Below are 19682 nucleotides of genomic sequence, written 5' to 3' on the forward strand. Positions count from 1 at the left end.
ATTAGCTTAATGACTAATCAGCTTAACAACTTGTCTCAAAAGGTAAAAACTCTCAGCTCACAAATTCGCCTTTCACCTTTGCATTGCTACGCTAGTGTCACTGCATGCGTATTAGGACATGCCGTAGAAACCAGGGAAGAATAACAGAGAGGCGAGTACAACAATTTGAATCGCGATAAACGGCATTACCCCTTTATAAATATCTCGTGTTGTCACACCTGCTGGCGCCACCCCTTTCAGATAGAACAAGCTAAAACCAAACGGTGGTGTGAGGAATGAAGTCTGTAAGTTCATAGCAATCAGAATCGCAAACCACGTCATGTTGATGCCCATGAGCTCAGCAACAGGCGCAATGATTGGGACAATAATGAAACAAATCTCAACGAAATCGATGAAGAAACCGAGAATCAAAATCACGAGCATGGTGATGATCAAGAAGCCCCACTTTTCTCCCGGAATTTGCAGCATCCACTCTTCTACCAAGTAGTCGCCACCAGTATAAGTAAATGCCATAGAGAACGCCGTCGCACCCAACAAAATAGCAAATACCATCGCTGTGACTTTTACCGTTTCTTTCGATGCTTCGTACACCATCGACCAGCTAAACTGTTTATACAACAGTGACAGCACAATCGCGCCTGCACCACCGAGTGCAGCAGATTCTGTTGGCGTCGCAATGCCCGCAAAAATAGAGCCCAGCACCACAATGATCAATGCTAAAGGCGGCAATACAGCTTTCAGCGCGGTGATCACTTCCTCTTTGCGACTGATCGATTCATCACGATCAATAGGACGGGCTGCTTCTGGGTTAAGTTTGGCGTAAATCAGAATATAGATAACATAAGCACCCACCAGCACAATACCCGGCCACACCGCAGCTTGGAACAGATCGCCAACTGGGACACCAAGTACATCGCCCAATAAAATTAATACAATCGAAGGTGGGATAATTTGGCCGAGTGTCCCCGACGCGCAAATAGTGCCGCAAGCTAACCCTTTATCGTAGTTATACTTGAGCATGACGGGAAGAGAGATCAAACCCATCGCGACGACAGACGCACCAACCACACCAGTCGATGCCGCCAATAACGCCCCCACTAGCACGGTAGAAATCGCAATACCACCACGAACGCCACCAAATAGACGTCCCATGGATTCCAACAACTGCTCCGCTAACCGTGTCTTTTGTAATACCAACCCCATAAAGACAAAGAGAGGTACAGCCATCAATACCGTGTTTTCCATGATGGATTGAATGCGATATGGCATGAAGGCGAACATCTCGATCCCTTCTGCCCAAACGCCAAAAATTAATGCGATCCCGCCAAAAGTAAAAGCAACAGGAAAACCGAGCAGTAGCGCAAACAAGGCGACAAAAAACATCACTATACCGATCATACTGAATTCCTTTTACGACTTACCGTTATTACCGGCATAGATAAGATGAGGGTTAACAATTTTGTTGATGGAGTGCAGCAGCAATCCCATACCACTGATTGCCATGAACAAGAATGAGAGTGGAATCATGGCTTTTATGATCCATCGATATGGTAAACCACCAGGGTCTCCAGACGTTTCTCCAAGAGCGTAGCTCTCTTTGGCAAAATCGATACCGAACCAAGCAACCAATAAGCAGAATGGGAAAAGAAAAAGTAACGTGCCTAAGATATCGATGATGGATTGCGCTTTATACGATAAGCGCTCATAGAAAATATCCACTCGAACGTGACCACCGGACTTAATCGCGTAAGGAACACCGAGTAAAAATACCGCAGAAAAGAGGTGCCATTCCATTTCTTGAAAGGCAATAGAGACATCATTAAACACGTAACGCATGACAACGTCGTACACCACGTTCGCTAATAACAATATAAATAGGATGCTGGATAACCACCCCAGAAAATCACCGAAGCGGTTAAAGATTCGCTCAATATAAATAAGGCTTCTCATTCCGAACTCCATGGAACGTGTGAATTGGCTCCGCTGGCTCGCGGAGCACTTGTTATGCTCTTCTCGAAGAGAAGTTTTTCTTGGGCTTCGCTAGCTGGCTAGAACCAATAGATTCAGCCAACATATTGAAGTTACTGTTGAGCTTGGCTGTTTAAGTAAGCTCGGTGAGAAATGTCAGACCAAGGACGCACTTGCTCAATATAGCTCGCTTGAGATTCTTGAATCTCTTTTGCCAATGCATCTTTTTCCGCATGTTGTTTTAGAAGACGTTCGTTCGCTTCACGTAGCGCAGAGATAACTTCCGGTGGAAAGTCTTTGACTTGAACATCAGGGTATTCTGATTGAATTGATGCCCAGTTCTTACCACTCTCGTGCTTAGACTGAGTGTACATGTCGTACGCGGCGGCTTTCATCGCAACTTGAAGGATCGCTTTCAAATCATCTGGTAGACGTTCCCAAGTACGCTTGTTCACTAGGAACTGCAGCTCAGTGCCCGGCTCATGCCAACCTGTGTAGTAGTAAGGCGCAATTTTGTGGAAGCCCATACGTAAATCAAGAGAAGGACCTACCCACTCCAATGCATCAATCGTACGACGCTCAAGCGAGGTGTATAGTTCGCCCGGTGCAATGTTGGTTGGCTTCGCACCTAGCTCAGCAAGGATTTCACCAGCAAAGCCCGGGATACGCATTTTCAGACCTTGTAGGTCATCGACTGATTTGATTTCTTTCTGAAACCAGCCACCCATCTGAGTATCTGTGTTACCACCAGGGAAAGAGAGTAAATTATGAGGAGAGTAAACCTTCTCCATCAATTCCATGCCGCCACCGTAATAGAACCACGCGTATTGCTCTGTAGGCAACATACCGAAAGGCATAGAAGTAAAGTAAAGAGTGTTTGGAACTTTGCCTTTCCAGTAATAGGACGCAGAGTGCCCCATGTCGTACTGACCAGATTTCACCATATCAAACACACCCAGTGGAGCTTTATGTTTGTTCGCAGAGTCAATACGGATTTGTAAGCGCCCGTTTGACATTTCTTCTGCCATTTTCGCCATGTTTTTAGTCGCATCACCAAAGATTGGGAAGTTTGGCCCCCATGTCTCCGCCAGTTTTAAGCGATAAACTTTGTCGTCAGCAGCATGAGCAGAAGTAGTTACAAATGCCATAACAGCAACCATCGCTGTCGCTTTGAGCACTCGTTTCAGAGATTTTTGGATAAGACTCATCGTTCACGTCCTTTGTCACCAAGGTTATTGTTGTCATCCATTACATAAGGATTCGCTATAGAAGATGGGACATTACATGGAAGTAAGAAATGGGCATGAACACGCACAAATTTGTGCTTTGAAACGGGCTTTAGCCATTAGTATTACGTAGTTATACGTAGTTATACGTAGTCTTTATGATGGCTAAATTTTATAAAGTCTATTAATCAGATAGTTAAGTTAGCATTCTGGATTATAAGAATAAGGAACTACTTAAGTATCTGACTGCAGAAGAATTTACACAGTATTTAAAAAAATGTGACAAATGACGGCTTTATATCTTTAGAATTCTCAATTAGAAACTCTATTAAGCGTATCGCAGGTAAAAAAATACCCCGACTAATGTCGAGGCATTTAATTAGAAAACAGAATTACAGCGGTAATTAAACTGCTTTATAGATAACTTTGTTACCTGCTAACTGCTCTTTTTGAACTAGGTTTTCTTCAAGAAGCTTCTTCAGTGCGCCAGTAGCCCATGATGCCGCTTTAGTGTCTTCTTGACCTGCAGCTTGACCAATACCTTTAGGGTTAATACCTTCAGCATTTGCTACAACGATGTCTAGTACTTGTTGCTGCTTAGGAGTAAGTGCAACCTCAACCGTTTTTGCTGCAGCTACTTTCTTTTCAGCTACAACTTTCTCAGCAACAGAAGGTGCTGCTGCTTTTTCAACAGCAGGCTTAGCCGCTTTAGGTGCAGCAGCTACTTTTGCTACTGTCGCTTTAATGCGTTTTTGCAGTTTCATCTGCACCTTACGCTTATGAGCAAGTCTCATCGAATATTTCTCCAGTTCACTGCATCTCAGCAGGGATGAAAATTTGAAGCGCGTTTTATACCAAAATTCACAAGCGATTTGTAGGTTTTAGCGGCGAAACGCGATGAAAAATGCGCTCACTGCATAGAACGTCTACTATTTAATCAGATAAATTGTGAACGGATTTATTGAATACTGGGTATAAAAACAGAGGTTCTTTGCACTTAATAAGCAATAAGTTGAGCAATCAAAATCAGAGACCTCAGACTCATTATTCATTGAGGTTAAAAGCATGGAAACGCTGCATCTGACTAACTCACATTTCAAATCCAACTCCCCAGTGAACAAACTGATCATGCTCCTTGTGGTGCTGATTACCTTGTTTCTGGTTCTAATTTCACCTGGCTGGAAGCAAGCGATGCTCTCTGTGGTGCTGATGACCATCATCATCGGCTTTGCAATCATGATGATTAAAAAGAGCCAAGTATCTTATACCTTGACCGCTTCGCATTTTCAGCAGCACCTTTTCAAAGGCGGATGGGTCGTCCGTTGGAAGAATATCGACTCCATTGGTGTGTGTACTTATGAGCAAGAAGGGTGGCATCAACCACTACCTTGGATAGGCATACGCCTCAAGCATTACTCGCCCTACCTCAACGCGATATGTCCACGTATCGCAACTGAAATTTTATTGGGCCAACGCGCACTGCTCTATTTGGGAGCGAGACAAAATAACTGCGAGACAAAGTTCGAAGACATGGTGCTCGACCCTGCTCCCTACATCAATGAGGACGGAATGCAATTCGACGGCCTACAAGCCATGCTAGCAAATAGAATGAGATATCAAAGGAAGTTCTATGGCTATGATGTGTTTATTTCGGCCAGTGATTTGGATAGAGAGGCGGAAGAGTTTGTAGGGTTGGCTCGACGGTACCTAGCGGCAGCCGAGCCAGATGCATAATTTACGAGAGCTAAATCTGCATGCTCTAGTATAGCGGCATCTCATCAGCGACAAACGGGTTAGTTTTACGCTCATGACCAAAAGTCGATTGAGGACCATGACCTGGGACGAAAGTAACGTCGTTACCAAGTGGCCAGAGTTTCTCTTTGATCGAGCCAATAAGCGTGTTGAAATCACCTTGTGGGAAATCTGTACGACCAACACTGCCGTTAAACAGAACATCACCGACAAATGCCAAACGCGCGTCTTCGCTATAAAGCACTACGTGGCCCGGAGTATGGCCTGGCGTGTGGATGACATTTAGGGTTTGCTGACCAAAAGTGACCTTGTCACCTTCATTCAGCCACTGATGAGGTTCAAAGGCCTCTGTCAAAGGAAAACCAAACATTTGGCTTTGGCCTTCTAGGCCTTGCAACCAGAAGTTGTCCGCTTTATGAGGACCAACAATCTCTGTACCGCCCAGCATAGCAGCCAAAGGCTCAGTGCCACCTACATGGTCCAAATGACCATGGGTCAATACTAGATTCACAACGTCAACACCCAGTTCTTTGATTAACATTGCTAGTTGCTTCTCGTCGCCACCTGGATCAACCACAATCCCCTTCATGGTTTCATCACACCAAACGATAGAGCAGTTTTGAGAGAAAGATGTTACTGGAACAACTTGGTATTTCAGAGCCATAGATAACCTATACCGAATAAATTTGCATGAAAACTGCCGCAACTATGACACTAACCCTAAGCGACTTCAAGCTTTGTGGGACGGGTTGTTCACGGCGATTTATCGCAAAAAATAGAGTATCAATAAGGTGTTACCAAGAACGTACTGCTCCGGTATCGATATGAACAAAGTTACTGCGTGGATAATAACCAACCCCACCCGCTTTTAAGCTAAGCGCGGCTTCACGCACGGTAGAGAGCTTCACGCCATCTAAACGGAAATCAATGGCCTTTCCTTCCATGTGCATGCTTTTCTTCGCTACACCTGAAGAGCCATTACGTAAAGATGCATTGGTTACCGGAGAGCGATAGCCGGAAATCACAATGACTTCTGACTCAGTCCCAATTAACTTTTGAATTTGGCTGATTTGGTCGAACAAGCGTCGATCCATTGGGTGCACTTCGTTACGGCGATGATCGCGACAGAACTGATCCAAGCGTTTCAACTCTTCATCCACATAACCTTTACCATCGAAGTAGCAGGACTCTAGCAACTCACCTGTGTTTAAGTTGTTCATTGCGAGTACTCGTGGTTCATCAGGCAACGCAGCCCAAGAGATACTTGGCATTGCAGATGCGACAACCACACCACCAGCGGTCATTTTAAGAAAATCACGACGGGAAAAATTACGACTTACCATTTAAAAGATACTGCTCATTTACTGTACAAGCAGCGGACATTACCGAAACCAATTTAGCGCGTCAAATGCATAAATTGGTCCGGCTTGTCACATTTAGGCTGGAATTCTTGTTTACTTATTGAACAGCAAACAGATTTTATGAATTGTAAATTTTTTTAAATTGAGAACGAATCTCACCCTTGATGATCGTATTGATAAATGTCATCACGATAGTAAAGCACACCCTCTTCTAACCATGCCGTTTGATAAATGATATGCACTTGAATGCGTTCACTCAATGGTACGGAGTTATTTGAACGACGTGAGCTTTGACGCTTCTTAGCTAACCGCTCTTCTAAGCCTTGAGTTTTGAACAGCAATTCTGCTAATTGATCGGCATTCTCTACTCTCACACAACCTGAACTATAAGCCCGTCGATCTTGCTGGAACAAGTTTTTACTTGGCGTATCGTGCAAGTAAATCGCTTGTGGATTAGGCATGTTGAATTTGTACAGACCCAATGCGTTGTGCGCACCAGAAGACTGTCGCATGCGGTAAGGGAACGTTCTTGGATTTACGGTTGCCCAGTTGATCGTCGTAGGGTCGATGATCTCACGCGATGTCCAAGAGCGAATAATCTGAATGTTGTGTTCCATCAGGTACATTGGATTACGCTTCACCTTAGGAATGATGTCTTTCACCATGATTTTCCAAGGCACGTTCCATGTAGGATTAAGAATGACGGAATCTAACGTCCCCGTCATGATTGGTGTCTTACGTGACGCTCGCCCAACCACTACCTTCGATTCAAACAGAGCTTGGCCATCATGCCAATAAGTGACCTCATACCCAGGCACATTAACAAATACGACATTGTCACGCTCTTTTGCCCAAATACGAGAGCGCTCAGCATTTAACGCTAATGAATGTAAACGTTGTTGTGGCGAAAAATTAATCCAACGAAGCGTGTTTGGACCAATCACACCGTCTTGTTTTAGGCCATGAATACGCTGAAACTCTTTGACTGCAAGCTCTAGATTTTCATCATAAAGTGTTGTTTCTGTCTCCAAATGTCCTACGTCAACACCGACAATTTGCATTCGTGCAATCAAACTTGCTTTATCAAACAAGTCGTCACCCACTTTCGCCAAGCGTTGATCTTGTTGATACAAAGGGAACTCAAATTTGGCGTACGTCGACAAAGACGCAAATGCCGTGTTAAACGACTCATCCATTTGTAGGGGGGAACGAAGACCATCAAGAAATTGGCCCATCTTTCCGACAGTGATTTCATTACTCAACAGAGAAAGGGTTTCAATGCTCGGAGCAGGAAGCTTGATGTGGTCTTTGTTTGCGAACAACCAATTGATGCCTTCTTCAGGCACTTGCTCAAGGTAACTAAGATACATGAGCAATGAGTCCGTCATCACAAGATCGAAGTCAAGCTTATCACCTTGTGCTCTAACTTGTTCGATACGACGAAGCTGATCGTCAAACTCTTGAGTTACGTCTGCTAGTGCCACCAAATTCATCTGGAACACTAATCGATCGACATCACTGTCATTTTCCCAATTCAGGCGGTAATTGGTGCTTTGGTAAAGTTGATCAATCACTTCTGGGTAATGGATCATCTTCTCGACTGACAGCTGAGCAACTGCCCCTTCTTGCTCTGTTTGTGCAGAAGCATCGAGAGAAACTACAGTAGAAAAGCTGCAAAACGGCACCATAAGTGCCGTTATTATAAGGAATCTAGCAATCACTGAATCGATCCTTCCGTTGTTTGCCATAAAAAAAGTATGGCAAATATCTCACGGGTTGCAGCTTTAAAATTAAGAATCTGAAGATGAAATCGACAACAAATTTCTCAATAAGCAATTAAGTCATGATCTTTCTAGATAATTCGCGACCAATGGTTGTCCCATTGGATGCCGCTAGAGAAGCTTTTTTTTGACTCTAATGGCCGTTGCTCAACCACTTTTCCTGCACCCGAACTCACTCGAAATTCATCGCCATAAATCACGACGCCAGACGCATCCGGCAAGGCATTAAGCTCAACCAACTTGCCGGTAGATTTAGACCAGATTCCATAACAACTACCAGGGGGAGAAGTCGCTAAAATCCATTCATCTGTCGCAGCAATACTCGCCACATAGTGATTGAATCGGGCCCACTCTTCAGGCTCAGCTTGAAGATCTTGCATTTCACCACCACGCGTGTGCATGGAGATCAAGGCTGGATACTCGTCCGGTTCGCCACGATATTGCTGACCACAAAGCACGGTTTCCGCACCATCATGAGCTAAATGACGAATACTTAGCTTATGATCTGGTAAAGAAACCTGATCCAATAACTCGCCATCTTGCGAGAGGTAGCTCAAGCTAGGTGCCATATTGTCGAGGTTTAACGGTTCACGACCGTTGGTGTGTACTCCACCGACTCCAATCGCTAATGCGCCGTCCGGCATCATGATCACTTCATGAGGCCCAAGGCCAAAGCCCGTTAACTCATCGATCTTTTGATATTGCTTTTGCACATCATAAACACCAATGATCCCACGACTTGTCCCCCTCTCCCCTTCTGTGGCAAATAGCAACGTGCCATCATGGGAGTAAACACCATGACCATAGAAATGGCGATTCGGTTTTGCTAGCTGCAGTTTGATCATCTGCTCTGAGCGATAGTCAAACACCATGAAGAAAGTACCAGGTCGGCGGCCAAAAACCACGGCATGACCTTGTGGGTTTGTCGCCACACCATGACCACGCTCTGGGATCGGCAATGTCGTGATCGGCATACCGTGTTCATCAGCGACGACAGCTGCAAACTTATCTCGGCCTATGATTGAACAGCCAATCAATGCAGCCTCTCGCGATGTTGTCGAAGCACAACCAAATGGCATAACGGGCGCTGCAGCTCCAAACAGAGCGGCCTTTAATAATGTGCGGCGGGTTTGATCAGTCACCATCGGTAGCATTGAATCCTATTACGACACCAAGTTCGATCGCCACTTCTTCGTGGATCAAGTACTTCAATTGCTCTAGCTTATTGTATTGAGCGAGCACCATGCGATAGCCTTCTTTTGTTTGTAGTGCAGCAAATAAGCTTTTATCTTCTGGCCAAGTTTCTAACGCCATTTCAAACTGATGAACGACACGGTCTGCGAGATCTGCATGGCCTTGCTCTCTCAGTAGCGCATCTAGACCATTTCCATTAGCAAAGTACAACGCTTCCATCCCTTGAAGGTTGGCTTTTAAGTTTGAAAGCGAGGTCTCTGAACGCCACGATTCTGAAAAATACGGGCGAGGCTTACCAATCTTCGCTAGTGGTCGACTGAGCTTCTTCATGCTGTATTCAAGCTGATTCGACAGAAGAGAAATGTACTCTGACTCCCATTCCGCCATCTCTAATGACTTCCATGGATTTTCTGCCCAAGAATCTGCAATGATCTGTGCTTTCTCATGCAAGTTTTCAGCAATCGCAACGCCAGTTGCACAAGTATTGTTATTGGTAGAAAGTGTCGATGCATTGTCGTAAATCAACCATTCCAACGCCCCCAGGCCCTGCACAGTAACGCTTTGTGTCGCAATCTGCTCTGATGTCCATTCTTGTTCAGATTTCGTCAGTACCGACATTTTACGTCCAGTGGTGTTCTTTTTATCTGGCCAAAACTGAACATTCCAACTTTGCTCTAATGCCGTAGCAGGACCGCGCTCTTGGCCTTGAAGTGACATCCAAGACAACATGGTTTGGTGCCATTGCTGCTTTACTTGAGCATCATTTTTCGACTCTGATGCGCAATAATCTGCGAAGCGTTGTTCAAGTTCTGTGCTTTGCGCTAAAAACGTCTGAGCTGATTGAAACTCGACCTCGTACACGCTTTGAGAAATATGACTTGTACTCTCAGGCTTTGCAGAGCTCGAACTAATGGTCGATTGGCAACCAACCAAACTTAACGTTGCGGTAATCGCACTCACTAACAGTGTTTTTTTCATGGTTGCTTCCTTATAGAGAATTCAGAAACGCAATCAATGCATCTCGTTCTTTTTTGTTCAGTGCTAAGACGTTTTGTTTTGCCGTTTCAGCTTCACCGCCATGCCACAACACCGCTTCCATTAGGTTACGAGCACGGCCGTCATGTAAGAAGTACGTGTGACCGTTTACTTCTTCGGTATAACCAATGCCCCATAACGGCGCAGTTCGCCACTCACGGCCGTTTGCTAAGTATTCCGGGCGGTTATCGGCTAAGCCTTCACCCATGTCATGCAGAAGCATGTCTGAGTATGGGTGGATAAGCTGCTTAGAAAGCGCTGGCAATTCAGGTCGTTTCGCCGTTTTTACACTGGTCTTATGGCAGCTTTCACAACCCGATGATGCAAAGATCTGCTGTCCTAGTTGCACTTTCGGATCCTTGACATTGCGACGAATCGGCACCGCCAAGTGCTGGCTGTAAAACTCAACGAAGTCGAGAATATTTTCACTCACTTCTGGTTTACCGCCATTTGGCATGTCGTCACAAATGCTTTGCTTCGAGGTGCAGTTTTCGTTCGGGAATAAATGGCTTGTCAAACCCACATCGCCATTGAATGCCGCCGCATTTTGCTGCATCAACGTCGGTTGTCCTGCTTTCCATCCAAAACGACCAATTGAGAAGTCACCCTTCTCAATGTCCCACACCTTATTTACTTTGCCTGAGATACCATCTTTGTTGGCATCTTGCTCATCAGCCCAAGTAAGTAGCGTTTCGTCAGGAATACTCTCCAACAAACCAAGACCGATCATTGGCGGCGCAACACGCGCGGAAAATTCCGTATCTGGGTGCATGTCACCATAGCCTAATTCGGTAATTTTCAGGTTTGGTTTTCTCAAAACGACTGTCGTTCCATCTTTAAACTGCACCGGAACATCGGTATAGGTAATGTCGATTTTTCCTTCTGGTTTTTGGTCTTGGAGTGCAAAATCTTGTAACTGGCCGCCGTATGTTGGTTCAGGAATTCCGCCGTCTTTGATGAACGCTTTCTTTTGTTCTGGGGTCATTGCAGGAATGCTTAAGCGCACCAGCATAGACACCGCATGTAAATCGTCTTTTTCTGGTGGATGACCACGGCCATCTTTGATGTGACAGTTCTGACAACCATTAGTGTTAAAAAGCGGGCCTAAGCCATCACGAGCATCTGTTGACGCTGGCGCTTGTACCCAAGGGTTACGAAAAAAGCTGTTACCTACACTGAAATCGAGGCGCTTACTCATCGGCAAGTTGGCAGCAGGAAGAGAATACGCATTCGCGCCGTCTTTTTTAACACTGGTTTTGCCACCAGACTTAACATCGTAAGCCATGGCAGAAGAAGAAAGGAGCGCGGCTAGCGCAGAAATTAGGTATGGCTTCATATCATTGCTCTACATATACAACAAGGGTGATAACAACGAGCTCAAACGGCAAAAGGGCTCACAAAGAGCCCTTATTTATTATGGTTATGAACGATTAAAACTCGTGGTCAGCAGTATCAGGGCTTAGGCTGTCGATGCCGACAATGTTTGCCGCTCGCTCAATCGCACCGGTCTGGGCTACCAATGACATGATGGTGTCGTTTACTAGCGCGTTGCCTTGTGCGTTGCCCGCTGCGATCAATTGATCGAAGTGCTGGTTGTTCTTCTCAGCAGACGTTACTAATTCACCAACTTGGCTACGAGTCATGTCAAACTGCTTTTGGATCTCTTTCGCTGCTTTTTGATCTTTTTGAGCAACAAGATCAGCGATACTTGGACCAGACAGTTCTTTACCGTTTACACCTTTGTAGGTACCAGTGTAAACGTTGTAGATACCTTGCTCATTGTAGTAGTGAGAGTTATGCGTGTTATCTGAGAAACAATCGTGCTCGTCTTCTGTCGAGTTCGCTTCTAGTGCCACCTTCATACGCTCACCCGCCAGCTCACCTAGAGAAAGAGAACCCATGCCGAATAGCATTTTGCGTAGACCATTTTCAGCCGAGCCAGCAAGTAGCTCTTCGCGGTAGTTGCCTTTCACTTCTGCAGACCACTGTTTTTCCATCCACTCAAGGTCTTGAACCAGCAGATCAGCAGCGGCTTTTAGATACTCGCCGCGACGGTCACAGTGACCGTTAGTACATTCAGATCCCACAACAAAATCTGTGTAAGCACGTTGACCAGCACCTGCGTTAGTGCCGTTTAAGTCTTGGCCCCATAATAAGAACTCAATCGCGTGGTAACCAGAAGCCACGTTTGCTTCCGAGCCGCCAACTTCGTTCAAGTCCGCAATTAATTCTGGTGTAATTTTTGATACATCGAGTTTAGACGCACCAATCTGTAGGCTTGTATTGGCAATAATGTTAGCAGAGGCGCCTTCGTTACCTAATTCGTATTGGTAATCTGTCGCAACGTAATCGATCAGCCCTTCATCCAGTGGCCATGCATTTAGCTGGCCTTCCCAATCATCAACGACTGCGTTACCAAAACGGAAAACTTCAGACTGTTGGTAAGGTACACGAGAGTCAAGCCAAGCTTGTTTTACTCCTTCAAGCTTTGCAGCAGATGGGGATTTTAGGAATTCGTCGATTTTTACGTCGAGTGCTTTAGCTGTTGTCACTGAATCAGCAAATACAGCATGAGCAACGTCCGCGTAATGTTCGACAACTTGTTGTTGAGTTACTGAAGCAGCAACCGTAGAACCACTAGCAATGAGAAGTGATGCAGCAATAGATTGGACTAACACTTTTTTTGCATTCATCAGAAGCATCCTTGTTGAGCGTTTTTAATAATCTTATTCGTAGTGCTAATTATTCTTATTTGCACTTTTGTCCCGAGATAATACAAATTTACAATTTATTTGCAACTCTAGATACAAAAAAAGCCTCATAAATATGAGGCTTTTAAAATGCTTTATTGTTAGATTTATCTTTAAAGATTAAACCTTTAGGTGATGTTTACCATGGGAAACTTTCGCCTTCAGATAATTTTCATTGCCATCTTTGATGTGCGCAGAAGTATTGACAACCTCTGCGATTTCAATTCCGTACTCTGACAACTCGCGTATCTTCTTAGGGTTGTTAGTAACAAGCTGAATCTTATTCACACCTAGTGCTTCAAGCATTTGTGCTGCTTCTGTGAAGTCACGTAAGTCATCATCGAAGCCCAAATGATTATTTGCTTCGTAGGTATTCATACCCTGACTTTGAAGACGGTATGCATCAATCTTGTTATAAAGACCGATACCGCGGCCTTCTTGACGAAGGTATAGGATAATGCCACCTGATTCGCCCATTCGATTGATGGTCTCTTCTAGTTGCTCACCGCAGTCACAGCGTGAAGAGTGGAACACATCGCCAGTCAGACACTCAGAATGCATACGCACTAAAGGCATATCCTGCGTTTGATCCGCTTGTTTAAAGATAATTGCTACATGCTCTTTATCTGTCTTTAGGCCATGGAAAGACAGGATTTCGGCATCTATGTTGCTGTTAGCCCCGACTTTAAAATCTACTCTGGCACGTACTTCCGCCATATCTACACTCACTCGATTTATTGCTTGATGCATTTTCGTTATCGCATTCATGGGATTGCTCTCATTTGCTCTTCAACTATGGGGATTGATACCGCATTTTTCAATGTTGAGATCACAACAAGGCGTACTCTTATTCTAGCAACAGCGAGAATTCATAGCGAAAATGATCCCCAACTGCCGACTTTACATTTGTTATAGTATAACATTTACAGCTAACTACAATAAAAAAACCCCAGACAAATTTGCCTGGGGTTTAAAGTCGCTAAGTTTGAATCGGTTTAATGAGTTTGGCTTCGCTTCCATACAGCGAGCTCAATCCAAACGGCTTCGAGTTCTTGAATTTCCTCGTCGGTTAAGACGGCGAGAGACGAAGTGACTTGTGGCAGCTTCGGTGACTGCAATGCACGAATCTGCGAATAAAAGTCCTTTTTTAATTGCGATATAACTGAATCCACTGCGTACACCTTTCGTTCTTTTATTACTTCTCCAGCTCATTTTTATGGTCTGCTATTCACTGGAGCCTTCATAAATTCTGCAAAATGATAACATTCTGCTTGTTATGTGCACAATTTATTTTTAATAGTGGAATTATCATCACATTAATTACGTTTTGTCATTCGGATCGAATATAAGACAAAAAAGATCAAAAATAGCGCAGGAAAGATCCACAACAATGCTGTGGAATAATTAAACGGCGGCTGATAAAGAACAATATTCCCATACCTTGCAACTAAATATTCTTTGACCTCTTGTTCACTACTCCCCTCATTCACCATCGTGTAGACCTTTAAACGTAAGTCTTTTGCCGCTGGGGCATTTGATTCAACAAGGTTTTGATTTTGGCATTGAGGACAGCGTAATGTCTTGGCTAGAGCGGTTGCCTGTTGTTGCACTTCAACAGAATAAAACTGAAATAGATCAACATTCTGCTTAATGTCTTCCGCTTTCACTAAAGATGAAAATAACGTAAAAGCTAACAAACAGGCGAGTAGATAATTAAATCGAAACATCAAAATACTCCGAAAATATATCATTCCATTTACCTTTAGTGAGCTCTCCACGATATTTGATCAACACGATTCCATTTTGATCAATCAAGTAAGTTTCTGGTGTACCTATTACACCAAGTTCAACAGCAAGCTTTCCATTGGGATCACTGATCACCTCTTTATATGGATTTCGTTTAAAGCTCAAATATTCACGAGCAGCTTGTTTTTGGTCTCGGTAATTCAAACCAATGATGGGTACACCCTGCTCTGCTAATAGAAGTAATTCATCGTGCTCACTCTTGCATATTCCACACCAAGAAGCCCAAATATTCAGCAATTTATAACCTTCGCTTTTAAACACGGTTTGGTTTACTTCCTTTTCAGAAAGCAATGATATCGAGGTAAAGCTAGGAATCACCAACTTGCGCTGCTCAGACAATTCAACATTGGGCCTGTCAGACAGAGCGGTTGCCGTAAGAACAGCAAACAAAGCCACAACGCTAACAAGAAATAACAACTTAAGCGTATTCTTCGACACCATGTGCCACCTTTTTTCTTTTGTTCGCGAGTGTCATTAACGCACCAAATACTGCGATTAGCCCACCACTCCAAATCCACCAGATACCGGCTCGATACTGAAGTTTAATTGCATAGGCATTGGAATCTACTTTATCGCCTAGCGTGACATAGTAGTCTCCATGCCACAATGAACGAATGGCTGGCTCGGTCATATTCATAACTCGAACTGGATAATGGCGTTTTTCCGGTTGAAGGGACAAGGTACGACCATCTTCCAAATGAAGATAAATACTCGCTCGTTCTGCGGTGTAATTTGGACCAATTACCCACTCAATGCCATGATAATCAATACTAACGTCTGAACGTTGGTGCGAGCTCTCAGGCTCAACTCGCAAATGATATTCATAAGAATAGTCACTGTTTATCACCGCCCCACTTGCGGCGAGGGCAAAACCAATATGTGCCATTACCATAGGAATCAGCGTCACCTTAGCCTCAGACGTTAATATCAGCAAAAAATGGGCGACCACAACCCACACCGCTAACATAATCGTGATCAAACTGGTTGTACGCACGCTTTCAACCGAGAAAACAAACACGAAAGCAGAGCTCACCACTGCCAACATAGCAATCAAGGCAAAGATAAAAGCATTTTTATCCGCTCCCTTTTGCCACCTAAGCAAAGGAATAATCGCCATTACGCCCAATGCTAATAATGACAATGGGAATAGAAAGCTGTTGAAGTAAGGAGCACCAACGGAAATATTACCAAGTCCTAACAGTTGGTAGACCATCGGGTAGAACGTACCCAAGAAAACAATCGCTGTAGTAATGACGAACAAGCCTATCGCAACGTAAGTCAAGTATGCTCGGCTAAGAAGAGAAACTAGCTTAAAAGCTTTGATGCCGTCACCTCGAACGATAAGTATCCCAAAAGTGACCACGACCAACAGACTCAACACCGCCAGCAGTAATAAGCCTTTGGTTGGATCAACCGCAAAAGCATGCACCGAGGTAAGAACCCCAGAGCGCACAATGAATGTTCCCAAAATACTCAAACTAAAAGTCGCAAATGCCAACGCATAGGTACTCCATAGAGCACTTTTATGTCTTTGAGCTAGAACTCCGCTGTGTAACAGTGCGGTTCCGGTTAACCATGGTAATAATGAAGCGTTCTCTACTGGGTCCCAGAACCACCAACCGCCCCACCCTAACTCGTTGTAAGCCCACCAAGAGCCAACCAAAATACCGACAGTGAGTGTCCCCCAAGCAAAGAAAGCGGCACGACGAGCAATCCCGTACCATTCACTCAGAGGACATTTACCCAGCAAAGCAGCTAAAGCAAAGGCCAATATCGCGGCATAACCGACATAACCTAAGTAAAGCAGTGGTGGATGAATAATAAGCCCAATGTCTTGCAACATCGGATTCAAGTCTCGTCCTTCTGTAGCTAGGACTTGAGCGTATTCAAAGGGGTTAGAAATTGTTAATGTGAACCACGCAAAGACGGCTATTAAGACGTTCATGATGCCTAAGCAGTCACCTATATATTGCGTACTAATAGGAGATTTAAACGCAATAAATGACGCCCACACGCTAAGCGTTACCACCCAAAACAGCATCGAGCCTTGATGCCCTCCCCATGCGGCAGCAACCTTAAAAGAGACTGGCAAATGGCTATTAGAGTGAGCTATGACATATTCAAGAGCGAAGTTGTCTTTAATGAAACAAAGAACAAGAAGCAATAGACAGATAACGGAAGCTAAACTGATGATGTGCGACGTGGCAATTTGATGTGTTAACGCCACGTTCTTTCCGATAGCACGTCGAAACCAGTGCAACAATGCTGCGCTGCTGGACGCCATGACCACCAATACCAGTAAGAAAAACCCCAATTCAGCTTCCATTTTACCTCCTTATACAACCGTCATTTGGCCTGCATAAAGGATGAACGTACGTAGCATGATTACACCGACCAAGCTCAAAGTGGTAACGACAAAGACATAACTGCCTTTATGGCGCACTTCTGAAGGTATCAGCCAGTTCATGGTAAGAGGTGTTAGCATACCTATTAGTACTACACCAACCCAGAACCACTGCGCCCAAAAGCCACTGGATATCGCGTTCCACGCAGCTGCTTCATTTTGCCCTCCACTGAAGATTAAGCCCGTGAAAAATGTCACCAATACGAACAATTCGAACAACACCACTGGGCGTTCAAACCCGTGAACCCAAGACACGCTAGGGCTGCTAGTCGGTTCTTTAAAGACGAGAATTCCGAACATCAAGCAAGCCGCTGCGCCAGAAGACAAGCTCGAGAACAAGAATAAAATAGGCAGCACTGGGTTGTTAAGCATTGGGTAGGTCTTCAATGCAGACAGTAAGAAACCGGTGTATGCAGCTAAGACTATCGCTAAGAATCCCAGAAAAAGTTCTATGGCGTTGTTGCCTTTACCTAACTTAATAAGCAGACCATCAACAAAGTCCAGTAGCTTACTTGGCAGCTTTCCTTCACAGAAGTTGATGATAGGATGGCGGAAAATTACGCCGATCCAGGCAAACAACACAATCATGTACACTTGGAACAGGATAACGCCCATCGACATCACGGAAGTCGGATTGTAGTAAATCATGATCTTCCAAAACTCTAGCGGTTTAGTTAGGTGGAAAATCAGAATAACCAAACCAGCAATGATACCAAATGGCGCCAACCAAGCCATGGCCTTCATGATGCCGTTATTTGCTGGGTCACCCTCGATGACTTTACGTTTTAGATAGATGGCAATCATCACCGCACCAGCGGACATACCCGCTAAGAACAAATAGATCGCGATAATCCAATCCCAGACTAACGAGTCAAAGTGGAAAGCACTTTCAAAGCCGTTCATGATGACACCTCCCCTTTGCTATGCGGAATTTTATACAGCTTAGGTTGCGTACCTAGGTGCGATTTATCCCGGTAAACAACGTGGCCTTCTATCACTTTGCTCACTTCACTCGTCGGATCGTTCAAATCACCAAATATCAGTGCCTTCGTCGGACAAGACTCCACACAAGCTGGCTGTTTACCTTGCGTTAAATTGGTATCGCGACAGAAATTACATTTATCTGCAGAGTGGTCAACAGGGTTGAAAAAGCGCACTTGGTAAGGGCAGGCCGCTAAGCAATAACCACAGCCGACACATTTCTCTTTGTGCACATCGACGATGCCTGTCGTTTCGTCTTTATATGCAGCGCCTGTTGGACAAACATACACACAAGGTGGGTTATCACAGTGCTGGCAAGATTCACGAGTGAATTGGTATTCCACATCAGGGAATTCCCCTATCGGCTCTCCCCGATGAATTTTAAGACGAGTCACACCTTCCGGAACATTATTCACTTCACGACACGCATCAGTACACGCGGTGCAACCAATACAAGCCGTTTCATCGTGTACCATACCTAAACGTTTAGCTCGCTCACTGTCACTGGCATAAAGAGAAGAGCTCACAACGGAAGTGCCTGCAACGCCTGTGGTCAAAATCAGTGCGCCGCTACCGGCTAAGAAATTTCTTCTAGAACATTTCATGCTATCTCTCCTCCTCTTTTGCGAGTTCAGGCTCGATGGCAAATTCAGAGTGACAGTCGACACATTGCTTAATCAGTTCTTTACGGTCGTATGCCAGCGCTTTGGCTTTCGCAGCATGCACATCATGACAATTTGAACACGTCAGGTTTTTCGCGTGTACATCATGCGTCCAGTGACTTTCACGTAACTTCAACGGTGTATGACAATCCACACATTGACTATTGGCTTTAAGGATTAAACTTGGATCAAGAAAGACTTTATCGTGAACGGCTTGAGATTGTGCTGCGGAAAACTTAATCACCTCCGAAGCACCTTCACGGTGATCGGGTCCGATATTACTATGACAATTCGTGCAGTTGAGCTGTTTGCCCTGGCTTAATAGCGCTTGCGGGTCATGCGATAGATTCAGAGTATCTTTGGCGTCCTTATGACACTGGAGACATTTATAGTCTCTGTCACGGGTTAATTCGACTTGATGGCGCTCGGTTTGAACACCTTCAACAGGCTCTGAAGAAGTCGCATGGGCGGCGATGGAAAAACCATAGACGGCAAAGATGAAGAGAAGTTTCAACATTGTCTCTATGGCCAATTTTATATTGCCCATATTTTCTTTCCTTAGCTCTTAAATAAGTGATAATTATTCTCAATTATTTATTTGAGCGACAATTAATTTCCTCTGAAGATATTTTTAACATCTTCAAATGACATCAATTCTTATTTCAGAAAGCCACAACGCTAAACCTATATTTATAATACCTCTATTATTCATAAGAGGTAGAGACAACCGTTCAAAAAGCGAGCTTAATCACCCTATTTTTA

The 19682-nt window shown here is 44.4% G+C and carries 20 protein-coding genes; 1 reads left to right on the forward strand and 19 read right to left on the reverse strand.

The genetic code is table 11. From position 1 onward, the window contains the following. Positions 1–111 precede the first annotated feature (111 nt). The 4 genes from ATB76_RS18145 to ATB76_RS18160 all read right to left on the reverse strand — a co-directional run bounded on the left by ATB76_RS18145 (position 112) and on the right by ATB76_RS18160 (position 3988). Entirely contained in the window at positions 112–1398 is a 1287-nt protein-coding gene (locus ATB76_RS18145; RefSeq protein ID WP_038871776.1) for a TRAP transporter large permease subunit, read from the reverse strand. 12 nt (positions 1399–1410) lie between these two features. Continuing rightward, on the reverse strand, positions 1411–1950 hold the full coding sequence (locus ATB76_RS18150; protein ID WP_009706883.1) for a TRAP transporter small permease subunit: 540 nt from the start codon (positions 1948–1950) through the stop codon (positions 1411–1413). A 131-nt stretch (positions 1951–2081) separates the two neighbouring features. Beyond that, entirely contained in the window at positions 2082–3176 is a 1095-nt protein-coding gene (locus ATB76_RS18155) for a TRAP transporter substrate-binding protein (RefSeq protein WP_061035861.1), read from the reverse strand. 422 nt (positions 3177–3598) lie between these two features. Continuing rightward, entirely contained in the window at positions 3599–3988 is a 390-nt protein-coding gene (locus ATB76_RS18160; RefSeq protein WP_038871782.1) for a MarR family transcriptional regulator, read from the reverse strand. Positions 3989–4259: 271 nt separating this feature from the next. On the opposite strand from ATB76_RS18160, the gene ATB76_RS18165 reads away from it, so the two are divergent. Beyond that, a complete protein-coding gene (locus tag ATB76_RS18165) occupies positions 4260–4928 on the forward strand; it encodes a DUF2982 domain-containing protein (RefSeq protein WP_061035862.1) in 669 nt (222 codons plus the stop codon). A 25-nt stretch (positions 4929–4953) separates the two neighbouring features. On the opposite strand, the gene ATB76_RS18170 is transcribed toward ATB76_RS18165, so the two are convergent. The 15 genes from ATB76_RS18170 to nrfB form a co-directional block, all read right to left on the reverse strand. Then, positions 4954–5610, reverse strand: a complete 657-nt coding sequence (locus ATB76_RS18170) for an MBL fold metallo-hydrolase (protein ID WP_038876088.1) — start codon at positions 5608–5610, stop codon at positions 4954–4956. A 130-nt stretch (positions 5611–5740) separates the two neighbouring features. Then, on the reverse strand, positions 5741–6289 hold the full coding sequence (locus tag ATB76_RS18175; RefSeq protein WP_038871788.1) for a DUF882 domain-containing protein: 549 nt from the start codon (positions 6287–6289) through the stop codon (positions 5741–5743). Positions 6290–6462: 173 nt separating this feature from the next. After that, positions 6463–8055, reverse strand: coding sequence for a L,D-transpeptidase family protein (locus tag ATB76_RS18180; protein WP_038876084.1), 1593 nt, complete (start codon positions 8053–8055; stop codon positions 6463–6465). A 104-nt stretch (positions 8056–8159) separates the two neighbouring features. Continuing rightward, complete coding sequence (locus ATB76_RS18185) at positions 8160–9242, reverse strand: DUF1513 domain-containing protein (RefSeq protein ID WP_045422410.1); 1083 nt, start codon at positions 9240–9242, stop codon at positions 8160–8162. Beyond that, complete coding sequence (locus ATB76_RS18190) at positions 9223–10260, reverse strand: imelysin family protein (RefSeq protein WP_038876080.1); 1038 nt, start codon at positions 10258–10260, stop codon at positions 9223–9225. The genes ATB76_RS18185 and ATB76_RS18190 overlap by 20 nt, the downstream gene beginning before the upstream one ends. 10 nt (positions 10261–10270) lie before the next feature. Beyond that, positions 10271–11653 (reverse strand): di-heme oxidoredictase family protein, encoded by a 1383-nt coding sequence (locus ATB76_RS18195; RefSeq protein WP_061035863.1) that lies wholly within the window; start codon positions 11651–11653, stop codon positions 10271–10273. A gap of 94 nt (positions 11654–11747) precedes the next feature. Further along, positions 11748–13010 (reverse strand): imelysin family protein, encoded by a 1263-nt coding sequence (locus ATB76_RS18200; RefSeq protein ID WP_061035864.1) that lies wholly within the window; start codon positions 13008–13010, stop codon positions 11748–11750. A 177-nt stretch (positions 13011–13187) separates the two neighbouring features. Further along, complete coding sequence (gene ribA, locus ATB76_RS18205) at positions 13188–13835, reverse strand: GTP cyclohydrolase II (RefSeq protein ID WP_170946265.1); 648 nt, start codon at positions 13833–13835, stop codon at positions 13188–13190. Between the two features lie 227 nt (positions 13836–14062). Then, on the reverse strand, positions 14063–14239 hold the full coding sequence (locus tag ATB76_RS18210; protein ID WP_038871948.1) for a hypothetical protein: 177 nt from the start codon (positions 14237–14239) through the stop codon (positions 14063–14065). A gap of 144 nt (positions 14240–14383) precedes the next feature. Then, the gene (locus tag ATB76_RS18215; protein ID WP_061035865.1) at positions 14384–14794 is read right to left on the reverse strand and encodes a cytochrome c-type biogenesis protein CcmH; all 411 of its coding nucleotides are present in this window, start codon (positions 14792–14794) and stop codon (positions 14384–14386) included. Beyond that, a complete protein-coding gene (locus tag ATB76_RS18220; protein ID WP_061035866.1) occupies positions 14781–15314 on the reverse strand; it encodes a DsbE family thiol:disulfide interchange protein in 534 nt (177 codons plus the stop codon). The genes ATB76_RS18215 and ATB76_RS18220 overlap by 14 nt, the downstream gene beginning before the upstream one ends. Continuing rightward, the gene (nrfE, locus tag ATB76_RS18225) at positions 15292–17199 is read right to left on the reverse strand and encodes a heme lyase NrfEFG subunit NrfE (protein WP_061035867.1); all 1908 of its coding nucleotides are present in this window, start codon (positions 17197–17199) and stop codon (positions 15292–15294) included. Before nrfE ends, ATB76_RS18220 begins: the two co-directional genes overlap by 23 nt. 9 nt (positions 17200–17208) lie before the next feature. Next, positions 17209–18180 carry a cytochrome c nitrite reductase subunit NrfD gene (gene nrfD, locus ATB76_RS18230; RefSeq protein WP_061035868.1) on the reverse strand — a complete coding sequence of 324 codons (972 nt, stop codon included), beginning with the start codon at positions 18178–18180 and terminating at the stop codon, positions 17209–17211. Then, the gene (gene nrfC / locus ATB76_RS18235; RefSeq protein WP_061035869.1) at positions 18177–18863 is read right to left on the reverse strand and encodes a cytochrome c nitrite reductase Fe-S protein; all 687 of its coding nucleotides are present in this window, start codon (positions 18861–18863) and stop codon (positions 18177–18179) included. Before nrfC ends, nrfD begins: the two co-directional genes overlap by 4 nt. A gap of 1 nt (position 18864) precedes the next feature. Next, positions 18865–19467: a cytochrome c nitrite reductase pentaheme subunit gene (nrfB, locus tag ATB76_RS18240; protein WP_061035870.1), complete on the reverse strand. Its 603-nt coding sequence runs from the start codon at positions 19465–19467 to the stop codon at positions 18865–18867. Positions 19468–19682: the final 215 nt, after the last annotated feature.

The organism is Vibrio sp. MOR3 (assembly GCF_001557775.1).
Classification (GTDB): Bacteria; Pseudomonadota; Gammaproteobacteria; order Enterobacterales; family Vibrionaceae; genus Vibrio; species Vibrio jasicida.

Coding starts and splice junctions, on each gene's coding strand:
- ATB76_RS18145 (WP_038871776.1), bottom strand. CDS start 1,398: ATGATCGGTATAGTGATGTTTTTTGTCGCCTTGTTTGCGCTACTGCTC.
- ATB76_RS18150 (WP_009706883.1), bottom strand. CDS start 1,950: ATGAGAAGCCTTATTTATATTGAGCGAATCTTTAACCGCTTCGGTGAT.
- ATB76_RS18155 (WP_061035861.1), bottom strand. CDS start 3,176: ATGAGTCTTATCCAAAAATCTCTGAAACGAGTGCTCAAAGCGACAGCG.
- ATB76_RS18160 (WP_038871782.1), bottom strand. CDS start 3,988: ATGAGACTTGCTCATAAGCGTAAGGTGCAGATGAAACTGCAAAAACGC.
- ATB76_RS18165 (WP_061035862.1), top strand. CDS start 4,260: ATGGAAACGCTGCATCTGACTAACTCACATTTCAAATCCAACTCCCCA.
- ATB76_RS18170 (WP_038876088.1), bottom strand. CDS start 5,610: ATGGCTCTGAAATACCAAGTTGTTCCAGTAACATCTTTCTCTCAAAAC.
- ATB76_RS18175 (WP_038871788.1), bottom strand. CDS start 6,289: ATGGTAAGTCGTAATTTTTCCCGTCGTGATTTTCTTAAAATGACCGCT.
- ATB76_RS18180 (WP_038876084.1), bottom strand. CDS start 8,055: ATGGCAAACAACGGAAGGATCGATTCAGTGATTGCTAGATTCCTTATA.
- ATB76_RS18185 (WP_045422410.1), bottom strand. CDS start 9,242: ATGCTACCGATGGTGACTGATCAAACCCGCCGCACATTATTAAAGGCC.
- ATB76_RS18190 (WP_038876080.1), bottom strand. CDS start 10,260: ATGAAAAAAACACTGTTAGTGAGTGCGATTACCGCAACGTTAAGTTTG.
- ATB76_RS18195 (WP_061035863.1), bottom strand. CDS start 11,653: ATGAAGCCATACCTAATTTCTGCGCTAGCCGCGCTCCTTTCTTCTTCT.
- ATB76_RS18200 (WP_061035864.1), bottom strand. CDS start 13,010: ATGAATGCAAAAAAAGTGTTAGTCCAATCTATTGCTGCATCACTTCTC.
- ribA (WP_170946265.1), bottom strand. CDS start 13,835: ATGAATGCGATAACGAAAATGCATCAAGCAATAAATCGAGTGAGTGTA.
- ATB76_RS18215 (WP_061035865.1), bottom strand. CDS start 14,794: ATGTTTCGATTTAATTATCTACTCGCCTGTTTGTTAGCTTTTACGTTA.
- ATB76_RS18220 (WP_061035866.1), bottom strand. CDS start 15,314: ATGGTGTCGAAGAATACGCTTAAGTTGTTATTTCTTGTTAGCGTTGTG.
- nrfE (WP_061035867.1), bottom strand. CDS start 17,199: ATGGAAGCTGAATTGGGGTTTTTCTTACTGGTATTGGTGGTCATGGCG.
- nrfD (WP_061035868.1), bottom strand. CDS start 18,180: ATGAACGGCTTTGAAAGTGCTTTCCACTTTGACTCGTTAGTCTGGGAT.
- nrfC (WP_061035869.1), bottom strand. CDS start 18,863: ATGAAATGTTCTAGAAGAAATTTCTTAGCCGGTAGCGGCGCACTGATT.
- nrfB (WP_061035870.1), bottom strand. CDS start 19,467: ATGGGCAATATAAAATTGGCCATAGAGACAATGTTGAAACTTCTCTTC.